Consider the following 16,053-nt stretch of genomic DNA (forward strand, 5'->3'; position numbering starts at 1 on the left):
GGCAATGTCATATCGCCATCTTTAATATTCCTCACTGGCGCCCGGAAGCGCCCCGGCTACCGCCGAACGGCCCGTCGCAGAAGGTTCTTGAGGTGTCGATCAGAGCCTATGCCTGACGGCTCCAACTCGAACTGTCTCGCTACCTGACGCATCAGCTCCACTGGCGGAGAAAAATGTTTCGTAACGTGGATTGGTTCAAATTTTTCGCCACAGACCAATTCCGGCAAATGGCCATCGCAAACGCGGCCGTAATGGCACTTGCGGGATGCGGCCAGCCACGAAACCGTGCAGCGATGCTCAATTGCCATCATTGCCGCGCACGCCTGTCATGAGAACAATGGGCTCTCCGCCGGACTTCGCCCCCATCCTGAGGTCTGACGCGACATGCTGCGCTCGCCGCCGAGCGCCGCCACTTCCATGGACAGTGAAGCGAAAATGGATCTTTTAGCCAACATCCCCAGTTGGGGAGACATCGAACGCAATCTCGAGCAGAAATTCAGCGAGCTCAACCAGAGCGTCGATAGCGGCCTGAACAGCGCCCATGAGGCCTGGGACGGTTTCAGCCGGCGAGTGAGCAATGGCGCCAACCAGGCCTATGGCTACCTCGGTGGCCAGCGTATCGACAACGTGCGCCAGGCCATGGCCCTGTCCTACCCGATCATTCAGGACAACCTCAAGCGCAAGTGGTCCTCGATAGGTATCGAGCAAATCCTGCCGGTGCTGCTGCAACTGGTCAAAGAGGTGTCGATGATCCTCGGTGGCAGTGTGGCGGTCGGTACACTGGCCGGCGGCGTGGCCGGGGCGTTCGCGTTCGGTGTTGGCGCGGCACCTGGGGCCGTGGCCGGCGCCGGCATTGGCCTGCAGGTCGGCAACCTGATCCTCATGGGCCTGGGGCTGTCGGCGATTGCCGAGTATTTCTACCAGGGCCTGCCGGCCTGCCTGTCGACCTTGCAGCAAGGGATGGCCACGGCCTGGTTCGCCGAGGATGGCCTCAAGCCTGCTGGCCTGGACCCGAGCGGCGGTTCCGCGGCGCAGGCCCAGGAGCGTGTCGAGCGTGCGGCGCGCCAACTGGCTCGTGGGCAGGAGCAGTTGGTGCTGCTGTTGTTGACTGCAATCGTTACCTATCTGACTCGAGGGCAGATGAAGGCTGGCGTGATGAGCAGCATGGAAAGCATTGCCGCCCGGAGCGCTCGGCTGCAGGCCGAGATCTCCAACAAGCAGCTGGCGGCCTGGTTGGCGAAGAATGAGCAGAAGCTGTTGGCGCAGCCAGATTTGCAGCCCAGAGAGGCCGCACCGATCTCTCGTGCACAAGCGCAACCGGAGCCATTGCGACCACTACCCGATCGACCGCCCATTGCTCAGGCACCGGATAAGCCAGGCTTAACGGAAGTTTCCCGTAGGGAGTACCTGAACAAGAAGTTCGCTCGAACGGGTAACTTGGCACAGGACATCAACATACGAGGCAACCAGGAAACTGCTGTAAACTTCTTCAAGTCACAGGGCTATAAGCCTGCCGACTACGAAGGCTACATGAACGGCTTGGACTTCACTCAACCAGTCTTCACGGAAACAATCAACCGGGGCAAGACACTTTGGCAATTCCAGGTGCCCGGCGGCCGGCAAGGCATGTGGTACTCTCCTACCCCAGACGTGGTGCCAGGGCAACTGGGGATCAACCCGCTTGGCCAAATCTACAAAACGGAAACCATCGTGCCCAAGATCGTGAACGTCTACCAGAGCACTGAGAAGGTCACGCTGCTGAGGAGCACCTCGGCACCGGTACTGGATACCTGGTCCGTCCCTTCCCAACCCTATAACGCCATTGGCGGTGCTCGGCAGATGACCTCTGGCCAACGCGAGCTCTTCAAACTGATAACACCAGGTGCATTATGAAACCCACAACCCCCCTCGGCTATGTACAGAAGGCTATCGACATCACCGCGCAGCGGAACAAGGCCTGTCCCGCTTACCCCATTTATGGGATGCTACTAAACCAACTTGACTATGTGAAAGCCGTGTTCGAAGGGCGTGAGCAAGATAAATCGAAACTCCACCAACTCAGTATCGGTGCCATTGCCTCAAAAGAATTCGAAGAAAATGACCCCGAGTTGGCCAGAGCACTGAAAGACGCCTATTACGTAGCCATCCAGTCGGCTCGTGGCCTCAAAATTCAACTGCCCGATTGATTGCCTACGTTCAATCAGGCCAGCCACTGTACATCGAGCGCAGTCACTGACGAAAGCTACAGACCCTACCCCCAGCAGGCTGAGCCACGATGGACATTAACCCACTCCGGCAAAAATCGTAGCGCTCCATAAACCCCACCTTTTGGAAGCCGGGGTGGTGCGTCAGCGATGCATACGATTAAGCCAAGAGGTGGGTCATCCGCAAGCTGCGTCCCGACGGAATAGACTTGCCTACCTGGCCAAGCGCCCCCAGGCTGCAGTTGTTCTGGGTCAATGATGACCGGGTGTGCTTCAAGCCGGATCACTACATTCAAGTTGGTAAGCCCAGGTGATTAACTTGAAACCTACTACACCACTCGAGTATGTAGACAAAGCGCTCGCACTCGCCATTGACCGCCAAAATCGCATCCCTGGCTTTCCTGTCTACGCCACCGTCATCGATCAGTTAAAGTACATCAGGGCCGTGTTCGACGGTACGGAGAAGGATAAATCGAAGCTGCACAGACTGACGATTGGTGCTATCGCGGCTAAAGAATTTGAACCCACGGACGAAGCCCTCGCCGAGGCATTGCTTCATGTTTATTACATTGCAGAGCAATCCGCCAACGGCCTAAAGATTCGCCTGCCTGGAGAAAAATAACTACCGTGGGGACGCCGACCGCCAAACGGCTGAGGTTTCCACTGCGGCCGTGGGAGGTGTACCACAACCTGATATGACAGGAACCCCACCATGAATCCAGCTGCACTGAAACACGCGGCTATGGCGCTGCGCAAGTTGCTTGAGCACTATCAACATCAAGAGCGCGTTGCGGCCCTATTGCTTGAGGAACTGGATGGCCTGCTCAAGCGTGCCATGAATGAAGAAATCACCATCAGGAAATGAAGCCGGTGCTAACGAATTCTGGATCCCTGGTGGCAAGCTACCTGACGGCAACAGTGAAGCCGTCATAGACGCGGCGGGTATTGCCGCCAAGATGTTCAATACCGCTCCCCTTTTTGAAGGCACCCTATGAAATTCAAAGATCTTTTCATCAGTCGTCAACACATGTTCTCTGTCGGCATCGAAGAAGACGCTGGTCAGTATTACGTTTCGTTCCCCGTCAGCAACGGCATGGTTGACTACGAAGAATATTACGCCATCGCTCCAGCTACATTTGATGCCTTAATGGACGACCCTGATTCGGCGCTGGCTTTCGTGATAAAATGCCGCAAAAGACAACTCGACGAATTACTGATCATCAAGCCAGGAAAAAATCGGGGCACGGCCATCTAGTGCCACATAGATAAATGCTGACGAAATCCGACATTGCATGAACGTTTGACCCTACCAACAAATGAGTGGCGCCCTCTTACGCTGCGGTGAAGTGGTGCAGTTCCTTATCCCAATCAGGACTGACCATGAACACCGAAACACTCAAGCAGAAATTACTCAAGCTTCGCTTGATCATCGACAGCCTGAAGGCGCAAGACCCTGCCGCGATGAAGCTGAGCGTCGAACTGGAGCTACTGCTGAAAGCCGCAGGCCAATAGCCCCATGCCTCCAAGTGAACACCGCCAAGAATCAAGCACATATCGATACAACTCATGCACATCACGTGGACCGAAATCCATTCCGTGGAACGATGCAAATAACCTGTACCGGAAATAACCTTTCAAACTAATATGAGTAGGTGAGAGATGAAACCAGCCACACCACTGGAGTATGTAGATAAAGCAATTGCGCTGGCGATTGACCGACAAATCGCATTCCTGGCTTTACGGTTTACGCGACTATAGTCGACCAGTTAAATTACATCAGGGCAGTTTTCGACGGTACCGAAAAGGATAAATCCAAGCTGCACAGGCTAACGATTGGAGCTATTGCATCGAAGGAGTTCGAGGAAAATGCCCCGGAGCTGGCCAGGGTATTGAAGGACGCTTACTACGTGGCCATTCAGTCGGCCCGCGGCTTGAAGATTCAACTACCTGATTGAACTCGGCCACTAGCGAGTTCATACCTTGGTTGATTACGAAGAGTACTATTGGACCGAACAGGCACCGTTCGATGCCTAGCTGCAGCGGCCGAGCACCGCCCCTGCGATGGTCAGCAAGGGCCGGAAACGCCAGATGGACCATGAGTTGATCTACCCGCAAGCGCCAATCGAGGTCGAGCGCGCAGACTCTCAATGCGCCAAGCTATGGCATCCAAAAACATCGCGGGTAAAATTGCCGATGCCCTCACTGCCATCGCCCCCACGTTCAACCTGCCCAAGCTCTGCGAATGAATACACGCTCCTCACAAATGTCACCCGGGCTTACGCCTCTCAAGATGAGGCTGCTGGCCGTCGGCATGTTCATCGCATTGCTCCTGGTAGGGGCCATCTCGCTTTATGCCTATACCAACTACCTGTTCCCGCTGTACGGCAGGCTGCTTCGTGGCGCTCCGGTCGTGGAAACACCGTACCTCGCGTTCGGCCTGCTCATGGCCCCACCGGCACTCGCCATCCTGCTCGTTGGCAGCGCGATCTGCGCCTGGACCGGCAAGAAGTTCGACCCACCCCCTGCATCCCGGCTGCACCGCTTCCAGGCGTTGATGTTCGGGATATCGATTAAAACGCTGATCCATGTCGTCCCAGCGGTGATGATTCTGACTACGGGGGCTTTGCTGGCCAGGGGTTATACGCCCTGCTCGAAGCTGCTGATTTCGGGTTCTGCCTGGCAGTTGTACTGGGTCAATGATGATCGGGTGTGCTTCAAGCCGGATCACTACATCAACGACAACTGGCCATGCAAGGTCATCGACGGCAAGGACGTTTGCATCCAGCTCGATGGGCGGTGAGTTGCCTACCTTGACCAGGCTCAAAGCGAGTACGGCGGAGAAAACCGACAAGGTGACAGTTGATAAGCCGCAGAAACCTGGAGACGGGGTGACGTGGACGTACAGCGGCGCACCTCTGGGCTATGCATACTCGGGCATTAAATGGACAAGCACACACTGAAAATTACAGCCAGAGTGCTTCGCGAAAAGCTTGAAATTATCAAGGACCAAAATCCTGACGCCATGACCATGCTCAACCTACTTCGCGACCTGCTATTTTGCCGGGCTGCAGTTGACGCGTTAAGCGCCATTACCTGATCAAAGGTGCTATCACTCACTGCCAAATAGCAGCTCGTCCATTTCATCCCCCTGAGGCGCGAGTTCAAACAACCGGCTTGCCAGTTCACAAATGTGCCGCGACCAGGCAACCTTGGCCACCCACTCCGGCGGCATGCCCGACACCCCATACAAGGCGCCGGCGATCTGCCCCGCCGTCGCCGCCACGCTGTCGGCATCATCGGCAAGGTTGGCAGCCAACAGAATCGCATCCCTGAAGTTGTCCGTATTCCACACAGCCCAGAGCGCCGCTTCCAAAGTATCGACTACATACCCTGACGAGCGAATCTGCTCACGGGTTTTGTGCTTGTACTCCCCGGCATTGATGATCAAGGCCCGGGGCTGCAGGGGGCGCACCTTCGGCGACAACGCCTCTTCCTTGTCCGCGCCATTGAGCGCCAGATGCAGCTGTGCCCCGAACAACTTGCAGCACTCCGAGACCTCGATCGCGCGATGGGTCACGCTGCTCTGCGTCACACTCTCCCACCAGGTTGCCAACAGCGAGTGGCGTCTGAAAATGGCCGTAGGCGCGAGCCGTATCAACGAACCATTGCCCGCTGTCGAGGCTTCGAGATTGCCCATCCACGCAAGCCCTTGGGCCTCCCACCCTTCCAGGGCTCGGCGGGTGACATTGCCGATGTCGAAGCAGCGGCCATTGGCGCTATTTTCACCCTGCCGGTACCAGCGCACCATGGCATCGGCAAAGGTCGCGAAATCGAACTTGCCTTGGCTTGCGTAGGTGTCTGCCAGGCACAGGGCCATGCTGGTATCGTCGGTCCACTCACCCGGCGCGAGGCGGAACGGCCCACCGCCGACCATGTCGCTGACCTGCCCCTGATCGCGGCGCTGGAACTCCAGAGTGGTGCCTACCGCATCGCCAATCGCCAGTCCCAACAGTGCACCCTGAGCGCGGTCTAGCGCCTGGCCTGGTGTCAAGGTACAGGATCGGTCGTTCAGCCAGGCAGGCTTTGTCCGCGGCAGCCTTGGTGCGTCGGCCTCCGGCATGTAGGCCATGCGTTGTTGCAACTGCGGCGATGTTCGGGGAGCAGATCGGCGTAACGCTTTGCATAGTCGCTCAGGATTGCATCCGGGCTTCTCAGGTCGATCATGCTGATTCCTTGCAGTAGGTTGCTCTCGTCCATGCGCTCATTTTGCTTGACCTGCACTACCCCGGCAACGACCCGAGCAAGTCGCCGACCATGAGGATGGCACCGGCTACGCCGGTGTTCGCGGGTGAACCCGCTCCCACAGGGGCCGTGCAGGCATCACGGTTTTGGCTGAGGCAATTGTTGCTGCAGGCAGGGCACAAACCCTGGGGCCGGCGCTCCCACAGGGATCGCGCACGTTTTCAAGGTTTTTAGCGAGACCGTTGCCTCTGCAGGTGCGGCATAGGCCCGGGGCCGACGCTATTTCCGACGGAGCGCGCGAGCTTTCAAAAGTCACTATCCAAACGGATGGATCGCGCTTGATAACACCCTTTCCGCGCGGCACATTCCGTCGCATTGCCATCATCCTGAGGCGCCTCGCCAATACCTCCGCGAGAAAGCGGTCAGCGCAAAAAATGAGACCGGATTCACTTTTTGCAAAAAACTTTTGCCAAGGATTTTTATCGCATTCCCGCCCCTCGCACACCCACGTTTTCGGGCCTGAACCCCGATTTCCCGTGCCCGAAACCCCTAGTCAACATCACGACGCCATCATTGCGTCACATCACAAAACAGGGAAAAAATCGCCCCCCTCGCGGGAACTTCTTCCGCAGCGAGGTGCCCTACTCGGCATTGCTGGCAACACGATATTCATGTGCCAGCACTCAGGTTTGCCGCCGTCGAGAGGCGCAATTTCAGGTCCACGCCATTGGCGTTTCAGGACGATCAAGCAGGCACATGGACGATCCACCGATGACACAGACATTCGATGTCGAAGCACTGATCAAGCTGCGTAGCCAGACGCGGGCGATCTCCGATGCGCTGAAGGCGCAGGCGGCGGATTACCTCGCCACCGTGGCACCGCTGATCCGTCCGCAAACTCTGTTTGGCGAATACCTGCAAGGCGCCCAGCGCAGCAGCGGGCGCGAAACCCAGGGCCACTTCCAGGCCCTGGTCGAACTCTACGAACGTATCGGCTCGGCCGCGCCGTTCCAGCTGGTCACCGAGCTGGAAGTACCGCTGAACCTGATCAGCACCACCCCCGAACTGTTCCCGCTGGAATACGACAAGGCCCTGGAACACAGCGGCCAGGTCATCCGCATCACCAGCCCGACCCGCTGGGTGGTGGGCTTCCACGCCTTCGACCTGGCGCGGTTTCGCAACGTCATCAAAGACCCCAACCGCAGCAGCGCCGAGCTGTACCGCTTCGTGGTGCACTACCTGGTGCTGTTCTACTGCCTGAGCAAGTCGCCTGGCCTTGGCCGGCTGTTCGAGGGCCTGCGCTACAGCCTGAGCTTCGAGCGCCTCAAGGGCTTTGGCGACCTGCCGTTCTGCGTCATCAGCTCGCCGGTGCGCTCTGAACTGCCCGACGACTCGGTCATCCGCAGCAGCACGCAGATTGCCGGCAACACCAGCTTCGAAGAGCTGGTGGGCCGCGACAACATCCTGGAAATGAACGACGAAATCCGTCAGCGCCTGCTGCTGACGATCGAAGGACTGTAACGCGCTGCGCCCGGTCACGGGCCGCGCATTGTTTCGCAGCGAATTGCTCGCACTGGAGAACACGATGGCGAAGAAGGAAAGCACTCAGCACAAACTCGACCGCGTTCGCGCGCCTCGGGTCCATATCACCTACGACGTGGACATCGGCGATGCCATCGAGAAAAAGGAGCTGCCCTTCGTCGTCGGCGTACTGGGCGACTTTTCCGGCAACCCGCTGGAGCCGCTGCCCAAACTCAAGGACCGCAAGTTCGTCTACATCGACCGCGACAACTTCAACGGCGTGCTCAAGGGCATCAAGCCGCGCCTGACCTACCGCGTCGACAACACCCTGGCCAAGAACGGCACCCAGCTGGGCGTGGAACTGAACTTCAACAGCCTCGAAGACTTCGAGCCACAGAACGTGGTCAAGCAGGTCGAACCGCTGCGCAAACTGCTGGAAGTGCGCAACAAGCTGGCCGACCTGCGTAACAAGATGGGCGGCAACGACAAGCTCGAAGAGCTGCTGATGGACGTGCTGCAGAACACCGAGAAGCTCAAGACCCTGGGCAAGGAATTCGGCCGTGAAGCCGAAGTGAAAGACCCATCCAGCAGCGATCGCGCCTGAGCAGGAGCCCGAACATGACCGACAAGCAAACCGCACCGCAACAGGCCGGCGACCTGGTCGAAGTGGAAAACTTCGCGCCACAGGCATCGTTGCTCGACAGCATCATTTCGCAAAGCCGCGTGGCCCGCTCCGACACCGAGCGCAACCGCACCCGCGACCTGATTGGCGAACTGGTGAACCAGGTGCTCGAGGGCGAGATGACCCCGAGCAAGGACCTGATCGCCGTGCTCGATTCGCGTATCGCCGAAATCGACGCGATGCTTTCCGAGCAGATGAACGAAATCATGCACGCTCGTGAGTTCCAGCAGCTGGAAGCCTCCTGGCGCGGCCTGAAGTACCAGGTAGACCAGACCGAGACCAGCACCACGCTGAAGATCCACCTGCTCAATGCCTCGAAGAAAGACCTGGTACGCGACCTGAAGGCCGCCAGCGAATTCGACCAGAGCGCACTGTTCAAGAAGGTCTACGAAGAAGAGTACGGCACCTTCGGTGGCGCGCCTTTCGGCATGCTGATCGGTGACTACGAGTTCAACCGCAACCCCGAAGACATGTACCTGCTGGAGGAGATCTCGCACGTCGCCGCGGCCGCCCATGCCCCGTTCATTTCGGCCGCCTCCCCCGAGCTGTTCGGCTGGGACTCGTTCACCGAAATGTCCGGCCCGCGTGACCTGGCAAAGATCTTCGACACCGTCGAATACGCCAAGTGGAAGTCGTTCCGCGCCTCGGAAGACTCGCGCTACGTCGGTCTCACCCTGCCGCACGTGCTCGGTCGCCTGCCGTATGGCCCCGATACCACCCCGGTGGAGGAATTCAACTTCGTCGAAAGCGTCGATGGCCGCGACCACAACAAGTACCTGTGGATGAACGCTGCCTACGCCCTCGGCACCCGCGTTACCGATGCCTTCGCCCGCTACGGCTGGTGCGTGGCCATCCGCGGCGTGGAAGGTGGCGGCCTGGTCGAAGGTTTGCCAACCCATACCTTCAAGACCGACGACGGCGAAATCGCCCTCAAGTGCCCGACCGAAATCGCCATCACCGACCGCCGCGAAAAAGAGCTGTCGGACCTGGGCTTCATCCCTCTGGTGCACTGCAAGGGCACCGACTATGCCGCGTTCTTCGGCACCCAGTCGGCGCAGAAGCAGAAGCAGTACAACACTGACATTGCCAACGCCAACGCGCGCCTGTCGGCCCAGCTGCAGTACATCTTCGCCACTTCGCGCATCGCCCACTACATGAAGGCCATCATGCGCGACAAGATCGGCAGCTTCGCCTCGCGCATGGATGTCGAGCGCTTCCTCAACCAATGGCTGGCCAGCTACGTGCTGCTCGACGACACCGCCAGCCAGGAAGCCAAGGCCAAGTTCCCGCTGCGCGAAGCCCGCGCCGAGGTGTTCGAAGTGCCGGGCAAGCCAGGTGTGTACAAGGCCGTGACCTACCTGCGCCCGCACTACCAACTGGATGAGCTGACCGCTTCGCTGCGCCTGGTTGCCGAGCTACCACAGGGCGCGCGCGGCTGACAGGCCGGTGTGTACAGGGATGACACATGAGTAACCAGGCCCGCCTGCTGCCCTCGCTGCTCGACCGACTGCTGGACGACCGTCCGTACCAGTCGGCCGAGCCAGCCGTGCAACGCACCTGCTCGTTGAGCGAGTACAAGGCCAGCATCGTCCGTGACCTGGAGGTACTGGTGAACACTCGCCAGAGCCTGGTCGCCGAAGAGCTGGAGGGCTACAGCCAGCTCGGTGGTTCCATCCTCGAATACGGCATGCCCGACTTCATCAGCCGCAGCGTGCTCGACCCGCATGATCGGCGCCTGATCCAGCAGCAACTGGAACGGGCGATCAGCACAGGGGACCGACGTTTTCGCCGTGTCCGCGTGCAGCTGCTGGCCCAGCAGAACGGCCACCGTATGTTGACCTTCCGCGTGGACGCCGTGTTGCGTCTGCAGGACATCAGCCGCCAGGTGTCATTCGACGCCGTGCTGCAGGTCAACACCCAGGAATACAAAGTGCAGAACCTCAACTGATGCTCGACGAACTGCTGCCCTACTACGAAAAGGAACTGTCGCACCTGCGCTTCCTCGGCCAGGAGTTTGCCGCGCAGTACCCGAAAATCGCTTCGCGGCTGTTGATCGAGGGCGACAACTGCGAAGACCCGCACACCGAGCGCCTGATCGAGGCGTTCTCGTTCCTGTCTGCGCGGGTGCACAAGAAGCTCGATGACGAGTTTCCGGAAATCGTCGAATCCTTCCTCGAGGTGCTGTACCCACACTACCTGCGCCCTACCCCATCGATGTCGATTGCCGAGCTGAGCCTGGGCAAGCACGAGAAAGTCACCGAAGCCTACCGGGTGGCGCGTCATACCGAGATGCATGCCAATGCCGTGGAAGGTGTGGTGTGCAAGTTCCGCACCTGCTACCCGGTAGAGCTGTGGCCGATTGCCGTGCAGCAGGCCTCGTTCGCCGAACTGGAGCGTTCGGCCTTCAACGGCCACAGCGCCGACCTGGTCGCACGCCTGCGCATCCGCCTGGCAGCCACCGGCGATGCCCTGTTCGGGCAGATGGAACTGGACCGCCTGCGGTTCTTCCTCGACGGCGAGGCGACCCTGATGCTGCAGTTGTACGAACTGCTGTTCAACAACCTGGCAAAGGCCACCCTGAGCTTCCAGGACCAGGGCCGCAGCCGCGAAGTGGCCTTGCCGGCCGATGCCCTGAAAGCCGTGGGCTACGCCCGTGACGAAGGCCTGGTGGACTACTCCGAGCGCTCGTTCCTGGGCTACCGCCTGCTGCACGAGTACTTCACCTTCCCCGACAAGTTCATGTTCTTCGACCTGAACGGCTTTGCCCGCATTCTGCAGGGCAAGGCCATCGAGCAGGTCGAGATCAACTTCTATTTCTCCGACTACGACCTCAGCGAGCGCCTGGCGCGGCTGACACAGAACATCGGGCGCAACAACTTCAAGCTCAACTGCACACCGATCATCAACCTGTTCCGCCAGCAAGCCGAGCCGATCAAGCTGACCCACACCCAGCACGAATACCCGGTCACTCCCGATACACGGCTGCACAACGCTGCCGAAGTCGTCTCGATCGACCGCGTACGGCGGGTGCGCAAACTCGGCGGCATCGACCAGGTCGCCACCTGCCACCCGTTTTTCGAACCCCGTGGCGAGCAGGACCCGCACAGCAGCTTCTGGGTGGCGCGCCGGCGCATCCAGGGTGACGCCACCGCCATGAGCATCCGCGTGGTCGACCGCGACCTGGAGCTGATCGACGCCAGCAGCGACACCCTCAGCATCGGCCTTACCTGCAGCAACCGCGATGTACCGCTGATGCTGCCGTTCGGGGGCGAACGTGGTGACTTCAACATTCCCGCCAACTCGGTGATCAAGGATATCCGCTGCCTGCGCAAGCCCACCGCCACGGTGCGTGTGCCCCTGGGCAAGGGCCTGATCTGGCGGTTGATCGCCCACCTGTCGCTGAACCATATGTCGCTGGTCAGCCAGGGCCGTGAAGTGCTGCTGGAGCTGTTGTCGCTGTACAACTACCGCAATGTTTCCGCCATTCGCAAACAGATCAACGGCATCAAGGCGATCAGCAGCGAGCCGGTGGTCGCACGCATCGGCCACCCGCGGCCGAACTTCGTACGTGGCGTCGGCATCACGCTGACCCTGGATGAAAGCCAGTTCATCGGCAGTGGCGTGTACCTGTTCGGCATGGTGCTGGACCACTTCTTCGGCCAGTACTGCTCGATGAACAGCTTCACCCAACTGACCCTGCGCACCCAACAACGAGAAAAGAGAGTCGTCCAATGGCCAGCACGCACCGGCGATCAGCCCCTGGTCTGATCGATCAGGCCCGAGCCGAGCCGCACCGATTCGAATTCTTTCAATTGGTGCGCCTGCTCCGCCTGCACTACAGCCGTACCGGGCGCATGGACCTGGCAACCCGGCCGCACGAAGACCCGCTGCGTTTTCGTACCCAGCTGTCGCTGGCGTTCCCGGCCAGCGAGGTCAGCGACCTGCACTTCGAGCGCGAAGGCAAGGTGTCGCCGGCCGGCTTGCCGCTGTCGGAAGTGCAGGTCACCTTCATGGGCCTGGTCGGGCCGTCAGGCGTACTGCCGCGCCCGTATACCGAGCTGCTGCTGGAGCGCCACGTGCAGTATCGCGACGATGCCGCCCACGCGTTTCTCGACATCTTCTCGCACCGCATGACCACGCTGTTCTACGAGGCCTGGCAGAAGTACAAATTTCATATCGAGCACGAACGCAATGGCACTTCGGGCTTCGATGGCTACCTGCTCAACCTGGTCGGCCTCGGCCCGCGCGCGCAGCAACTCAAGTTCGAGCAGCAACCAACCGCGCTGCGCCGCGAGCTGTTCAGCTACTTTGCCGGCCTGCTCAGCCAGAAGCCGCGCAACGCGCTGAACCTCGAACGCATGCTCGGCTTCTATTTCTCGCTGCCGATCAAGGTCCGCCAGTTCGCCGGGCGCTGGCTGCACCTGCAGCCCGAACAATGCACCCAGCTCGGCCGCCGCAATGTCCAGCTCGGCCACAGCGCCGTAGCCGGCAACCGGGTCTGGGACTACCAGTCGTGCATCCGCATCGAGCTGGGCCCGCTAAGCCTGGCCGATTACCAGCGCTTCCAGCCGGGCACCGCGTGCTACCGCAAGCTGGTGGAGCTGGTGCGCTTCTATATAGGCGCCGAACTGGATTTCGAAATTGCCCCGCGCCTCAAGCGCGAGGCGGTGCCACGCGCCCAGCTGGGCCGCAGTGGCAATGTCGCCCTGGGCTGGCTGGGCTGGCTCAAACGCCCTGGTCGTGACGCGGAGCCTTCGCGTTGCGCCGTCTTCCACATTCCTTACGATGGGGTCGCCTTGTGAACCTGAAGTCTCTGTTCGCCAAGCTCAACGAAACCAGCCGCACGGCCACGGAAAGCGCGGCGGCCCTGTGCCTGTCGGAGCACCATTACGACGTGGAGGTGGAACACCTGCTGCTGCAGTTGCTCGACAACAGCGACAGCGACCTGGCGCCGATCCTGCGCCACTACGAAGTAGTCGCCGAGCGCTTGCAGGCGCAGCTGGTCACGGCCCTGGGCACCTTCAAGAAAGGTAATACCCGCACCCCGGCGCTGTCGCCGCACATCACCCGCATGATCGAGCAGGCCTGGCTGCTGGCGTCGATCGAATACGGCGTCGGCCAGGTGCGCAGCGCTCACCTGCTGCAGGCCCTGCTCGACGATGCCGAACTGCGTCGCGTGGTGATCGCCTCGGCGCCGGAGCTGGAGAAAATCAACGCCGATGACCTGCGCCTGAACCTTGCCGCGCTTGTAGAAGGCAGCGCCGAGTCCAGGCAGGCCAGCCCGCTGGCCAGCCCGGCAGCGCCAGTGAACAGTGCGAGCAAGGCCGGCGGCAAGACTCCGGCGCTGGACCAGTACACGGTCAACCTCACCCAGAGCGCCCGCGAAGGCCGCATCGACCCGGTGCTGGGCCGCGAGTTCGAAGTAAGGCAGATGGTCGATATCCTTACCCGCCGTCGGCAGAACAACCCGATCCTCACCGGCGAAGCCGGGGTCGGCAAAACCGCCGTGGTCGAAGGCCTGGCCCTGCGCATCGCCCAAGGTGACGTGCCGGCGGTGCTCAAGGATGTGGCCCTGCACACCCTCGACCTGGGCCTGCTGCAGGCCGGCGCCGGGGTCAAGGGCGAGTTCGAGAACCGCCTCAAGGCAGTGATCGAAGAGGTCAAACGCAGCCTGCACCCGATCATCCTCTTCATCGACGAAGCCCACACCCTGATCGGTTCCGGTGGCCAGGCCGGGCAGAACGATGCCGCCAACCTGCTCAAGCCGGCCCTTGCCCGTGGCGAGCTGCGCACCATCGCCGCCACTACCTGGGCCGAATACAAGAAGTACTTCGAGAAGGACGCGGCCCTCGCCCGCCGCTTCCAGGTGGTCAAGGTGGAAGAACCCGACGAGGACAAGGCCATCCACATGCTGCGCGGCCTGCTCGGCAAGATGCGCGAACACCACAAGGTAGCAGTGATGGACGAAGCGCTGGTGCAGGCCGTGCGCCTGTCCAACCGCTACATCACCGGCCGCCAGCTGCCGGACAAGGCGGTCAGCGTGCTCGACACCGCCTGCGCGCGCATTGCCCTGGCGCAATCGTCGCAACCTGGCGCCCTGGAGGACTGCCGCCGCCAGATCGACAACCTGCAGGCCGAGATCGCCGTGCTCGGCCACGAAGCCGGCAAAGGCCACGACCACACTCGCCGCCTGGGCGAGCTGCAGGCTGCCCTGCAGGCCGAGCAGCAGCGGGAGCAGCAGTTGAACACGCAGTGGCAACAGGAGCTGGAACTGGTCGAACAGCTCAAGGCGCTGGACGCCGCCAGCGAGGCCGATGCCAAGCAGCTCAACGCCCTGCGTGCCGAACTGGCCCGCGTGCAAGGCGACCAGCCCCTGGTCCATGCCCTGGTCGACAGCGGCGCCATCGCCCAGGTCATCAGCGGCTGGACCGGTATCCCGCTGGGCAAAATGCTGCGTGACGAGATCGACACCGTGCAGCGCCTGCCGGCCCTGCTTGGTGAGCGCGTGCTGGGCCAGGACCACGCCCTGCACGAGATCGGCAAGCGCATCAAGATTTCCCGCGCGCGCATGGAAGACCCGAACAAACCGATCGGTGTGTTCCTGCTGCTCGGCCCCAGCGGCGTCGGCAAGACCGAAACCGCGCTGGCCCTGGCCGATACCCTGTACGGCGGTGAACGCAACCTCATCACCATCAACATGTCCGAGTACCAGGAAGCCCACACCGTTTCGAGCCTCAAGGGCTCGCCTCCCGGCTATGTCGGCTATGGCGAAGGCGGCGTGCTGACCGAGGCGGTGCGTCGCAAGCCGTACAGCGTGGTGTTGCTCGACGAGGTGGAAAAAGCCCACCCCGACGTGCTCGAACTGTTCTTCCAGGTATTCGACAAGGGCGTGCTGGACGATGGCGAAGGCCGCGAGATCAATTTCCGCAACACGGTGATCATCCTCACTTCCAATACCGGTACCGAGCGCATCATGCAGACCTGCCTGAACGCCACCGAGCTACCGACGCCCGCAGCGATCGTCGAAGACCTGCGTGACCAGCTCAACCATGTGTTCAAGCCGGCCTTCCTCGGCCGCCTGAGCATCGTGCCGTTCTACCCGGTGCAGGACCAGATCCTCGAGCGCATCGTCGCCCTCAAGCTCGAACGCATCGCCAAGCGCTTCGCCCGCAACCACCAGGCCGAGCTCAGCTACGACCAGGCGTTGGTCAAGGCCATCGCCGCGCGCTGCACCGAGGTCGACAGCGGTGCGCGCAACATCGACAACATCCTGTCCCAGACCCTGATGCCCGAGCTCGCCCAGCGCGTGCTCGAGCGCATGGCCCAGGACACGCCGATCCAGCGTCTTGCGATCGAGCTGGGCAGCGATGGCGATTTCGCCTATCGCGTGGCCTGACGAGTACA

15 protein-coding genes and 2 pseudogenes are annotated in these 16,053 nt (G+C 60.8%); 16 read left to right on the plus strand and 1 reads right to left on the minus strand.

Features of this window, described 5'->3' with window-relative positions:
- Positions 1–435: 435 nt before the first annotated feature.
- The 9 genes and pseudogenes from QN085_RS13690 to QN085_RS13730 all read left to right on the plus strand — a co-directional run bounded on the left by QN085_RS13690 (position 436) and on the right by QN085_RS13730 (position 5,004).
- Positions 436–1,893, plus strand: a complete 1,458-nt coding sequence (locus tag QN085_RS13690) for a polymorphic toxin type 46 domain-containing protein (RefSeq protein ID WP_024087173.1) — start codon at positions 436–438, stop codon at positions 1,891–1,893.
- Positions 1,890–2,186 (plus strand): immunity protein Tsi6 family protein, encoded by a 297-nt coding sequence (locus tag QN085_RS13695; protein WP_003248391.1) that lies wholly within the window; start codon positions 1,890–1,892, stop codon positions 2,184–2,186. Before QN085_RS13690 ends, QN085_RS13695 begins: the two co-directional genes overlap by 4 nt.
- Before the next feature lie 337 nt (positions 2,187–2,523).
- Positions 2,524–2,826: an immunity protein Tsi6 family protein gene (locus QN085_RS13700; RefSeq protein ID WP_024087174.1), complete on the plus strand. Its 303-nt coding sequence runs from the start codon at positions 2,524–2,526 to the stop codon at positions 2,824–2,826.
- Between the two features lie 90 nt (positions 2,827–2,916).
- Entirely contained in the window at positions 2,917–3,069 is a 153-nt protein-coding gene (locus tag QN085_RS13705; protein WP_023661188.1) for a hypothetical protein, read from the plus strand.
- Positions 3,044–3,199 (plus strand): hypothetical protein, encoded by a 156-nt coding sequence (locus tag QN085_RS13710; RefSeq protein ID WP_155252251.1) that lies wholly within the window; start codon positions 3,044–3,046, stop codon positions 3,197–3,199. The genes QN085_RS13705 and QN085_RS13710 overlap by 26 nt, the downstream gene beginning before the upstream one ends.
- The gene (locus QN085_RS13715; protein ID WP_023661187.1) at positions 3,196–3,459 is read left to right on the plus strand and encodes a hypothetical protein; all 264 of its coding nucleotides are present in this window, start codon (positions 3,196–3,198) and stop codon (positions 3,457–3,459) included. Before QN085_RS13710 ends, QN085_RS13715 begins: the two co-directional genes overlap by 4 nt.
- 125 nt (positions 3,460–3,584) lie before the next feature.
- Positions 3,585–3,716 carry a hypothetical protein gene (locus QN085_RS13720; RefSeq protein WP_023661186.1) on the plus strand — a complete coding sequence of 44 codons (132 nt, stop codon included), beginning with the start codon at positions 3,585–3,587 and terminating at the stop codon, positions 3,714–3,716.
- A gap of 147 nt (positions 3,717–3,863) precedes the next feature.
- Positions 3,864–4,159 (plus strand): annotated as a pseudogene (locus QN085_RS13725) (immunity protein Tsi6 family protein).
- Positions 4,160–4,494: 335 nt separating this feature from the next.
- Complete coding sequence (locus tag QN085_RS13730; protein WP_023661185.1) at positions 4,495–5,004, plus strand: hypothetical protein; 510 nt, start codon at positions 4,495–4,497, stop codon at positions 5,002–5,004.
- 309 nt (positions 5,005–5,313) lie between these two features.
- Here QN085_RS13730 and tri1 read toward each other — a convergent pair.
- A pseudogene (gene tri1, locus QN085_RS13735) lies at positions 5,314–6,428 on the minus strand (ADP-ribosylarginine hydrolase Tri1).
- Positions 6,429–7,217: 789 nt separating this feature from the next.
- Between tri1 and QN085_RS13740 the strand changes: the two are divergent.
- The 7 genes from QN085_RS13740 to tssH all read left to right on the plus strand — a co-directional run bounded on the left by QN085_RS13740 (position 7,218) and on the right by tssH (position 16,045).
- Complete coding sequence (locus QN085_RS13740; protein WP_024087178.1) at positions 7,218–7,967, plus strand: hypothetical protein; 750 nt, start codon at positions 7,218–7,220, stop codon at positions 7,965–7,967.
- Between the two features lie 64 nt (positions 7,968–8,031).
- Positions 8,032–8,571 (plus strand): type VI secretion system contractile sheath small subunit, encoded by a 540-nt coding sequence (tssB, locus tag QN085_RS13745; RefSeq protein WP_024087179.1) that lies wholly within the window; start codon positions 8,032–8,034, stop codon positions 8,569–8,571.
- A gap of 14 nt (positions 8,572–8,585) precedes the next feature.
- On the plus strand, positions 8,586–10,088 hold the full coding sequence (tssC, locus tag QN085_RS13750; RefSeq protein WP_013972748.1) for a type VI secretion system contractile sheath large subunit: 1,503 nt from the start codon (positions 8,586–8,588) through the stop codon (positions 10,086–10,088).
- Positions 10,089–10,114: 26 nt separating this feature from the next.
- Positions 10,115–10,597, plus strand: a complete 483-nt coding sequence (gene tssE / locus QN085_RS13755) for a type VI secretion system baseplate subunit TssE (RefSeq protein WP_013972749.1) — start codon at positions 10,115–10,117, stop codon at positions 10,595–10,597.
- Positions 10,597–12,417 carry a type VI secretion system baseplate subunit TssF gene (tssF, locus tag QN085_RS13760; protein WP_013972750.1) on the plus strand — a complete coding sequence of 607 codons (1,821 nt, stop codon included), beginning with the start codon at positions 10,597–10,599 and terminating at the stop codon, positions 12,415–12,417. Before tssE ends, tssF begins: the two co-directional genes overlap by 1 nt.
- On the plus strand, positions 12,381–13,451 hold the full coding sequence (gene tssG / locus QN085_RS13765) for a type VI secretion system baseplate subunit TssG (protein ID WP_023661182.1): 1,071 nt from the start codon (positions 12,381–12,383) through the stop codon (positions 13,449–13,451). The genes tssF and tssG overlap by 37 nt, the downstream gene beginning before the upstream one ends.
- Positions 13,448–16,045 (plus strand): type VI secretion system ATPase TssH, encoded by a 2,598-nt coding sequence (gene tssH, locus QN085_RS13770; RefSeq protein ID WP_015270494.1) that lies wholly within the window; start codon positions 13,448–13,450, stop codon positions 16,043–16,045. Before tssG ends, tssH begins: the two co-directional genes overlap by 4 nt.
- Positions 16,046–16,053: the final 8 nt, after the last annotated feature.

This window comes from Pseudomonas sp. M2(2023), assembly GCF_030263955.1.
Taxonomy (GTDB): Bacteria; Pseudomonadota; Gammaproteobacteria; order Pseudomonadales; family Pseudomonadaceae; genus Aquipseudomonas; species Aquipseudomonas asiatica.

Excerpts from the sequence above, each read along its gene's own strand:
- QN085_RS13690 (WP_024087173.1), top strand. The coding sequence starts at position 436 with ATGGATCTTTTAGCCAACATCCCCAGTTGGGGAGACATCGAACGCAAT.
- QN085_RS13695 (WP_003248391.1), top strand. The coding sequence starts at position 1,890 with ATGAAACCCACAACCCCCCTCGGCTATGTACAGAAGGCTATCGACATC.
- QN085_RS13705 (WP_023661188.1), top strand. The coding sequence starts at position 2,917 with ATGAATCCAGCTGCACTGAAACACGCGGCTATGGCGCTGCGCAAGTTG.
- QN085_RS13710 (WP_155252251.1), top strand. The coding sequence starts at position 3,044 with ATGAAGAAATCACCATCAGGAAATGAAGCCGGTGCTAACGAATTCTGG.
- QN085_RS13715 (WP_023661187.1), top strand. The coding sequence starts at position 3,196 with ATGAAATTCAAAGATCTTTTCATCAGTCGTCAACACATGTTCTCTGTC.
- QN085_RS13720 (WP_023661186.1), top strand. The coding sequence starts at position 3,585 with ATGAACACCGAAACACTCAAGCAGAAATTACTCAAGCTTCGCTTGATC.
- QN085_RS13730 (WP_023661185.1), top strand. The coding sequence starts at position 4,495 with ATGAGGCTGCTGGCCGTCGGCATGTTCATCGCATTGCTCCTGGTAGGG.
- QN085_RS13740 (WP_024087178.1), top strand. The coding sequence starts at position 7,218 with ATGACACAGACATTCGATGTCGAAGCACTGATCAAGCTGCGTAGCCAG.
- tssB (WP_024087179.1), top strand. The coding sequence starts at position 8,032 with ATGGCGAAGAAGGAAAGCACTCAGCACAAACTCGACCGCGTTCGCGCG.
- tssC (WP_013972748.1), top strand. The coding sequence starts at position 8,586 with ATGACCGACAAGCAAACCGCACCGCAACAGGCCGGCGACCTGGTCGAA.
- tssE (WP_013972749.1), top strand. The coding sequence starts at position 10,115 with ATGAGTAACCAGGCCCGCCTGCTGCCCTCGCTGCTCGACCGACTGCTG.
- tssF (WP_013972750.1), top strand. The coding sequence starts at position 10,597 with ATGCTCGACGAACTGCTGCCCTACTACGAAAAGGAACTGTCGCACCTG.
- tssG (WP_023661182.1), top strand. The coding sequence starts at position 12,381 with ATGGCCAGCACGCACCGGCGATCAGCCCCTGGTCTGATCGATCAGGCC.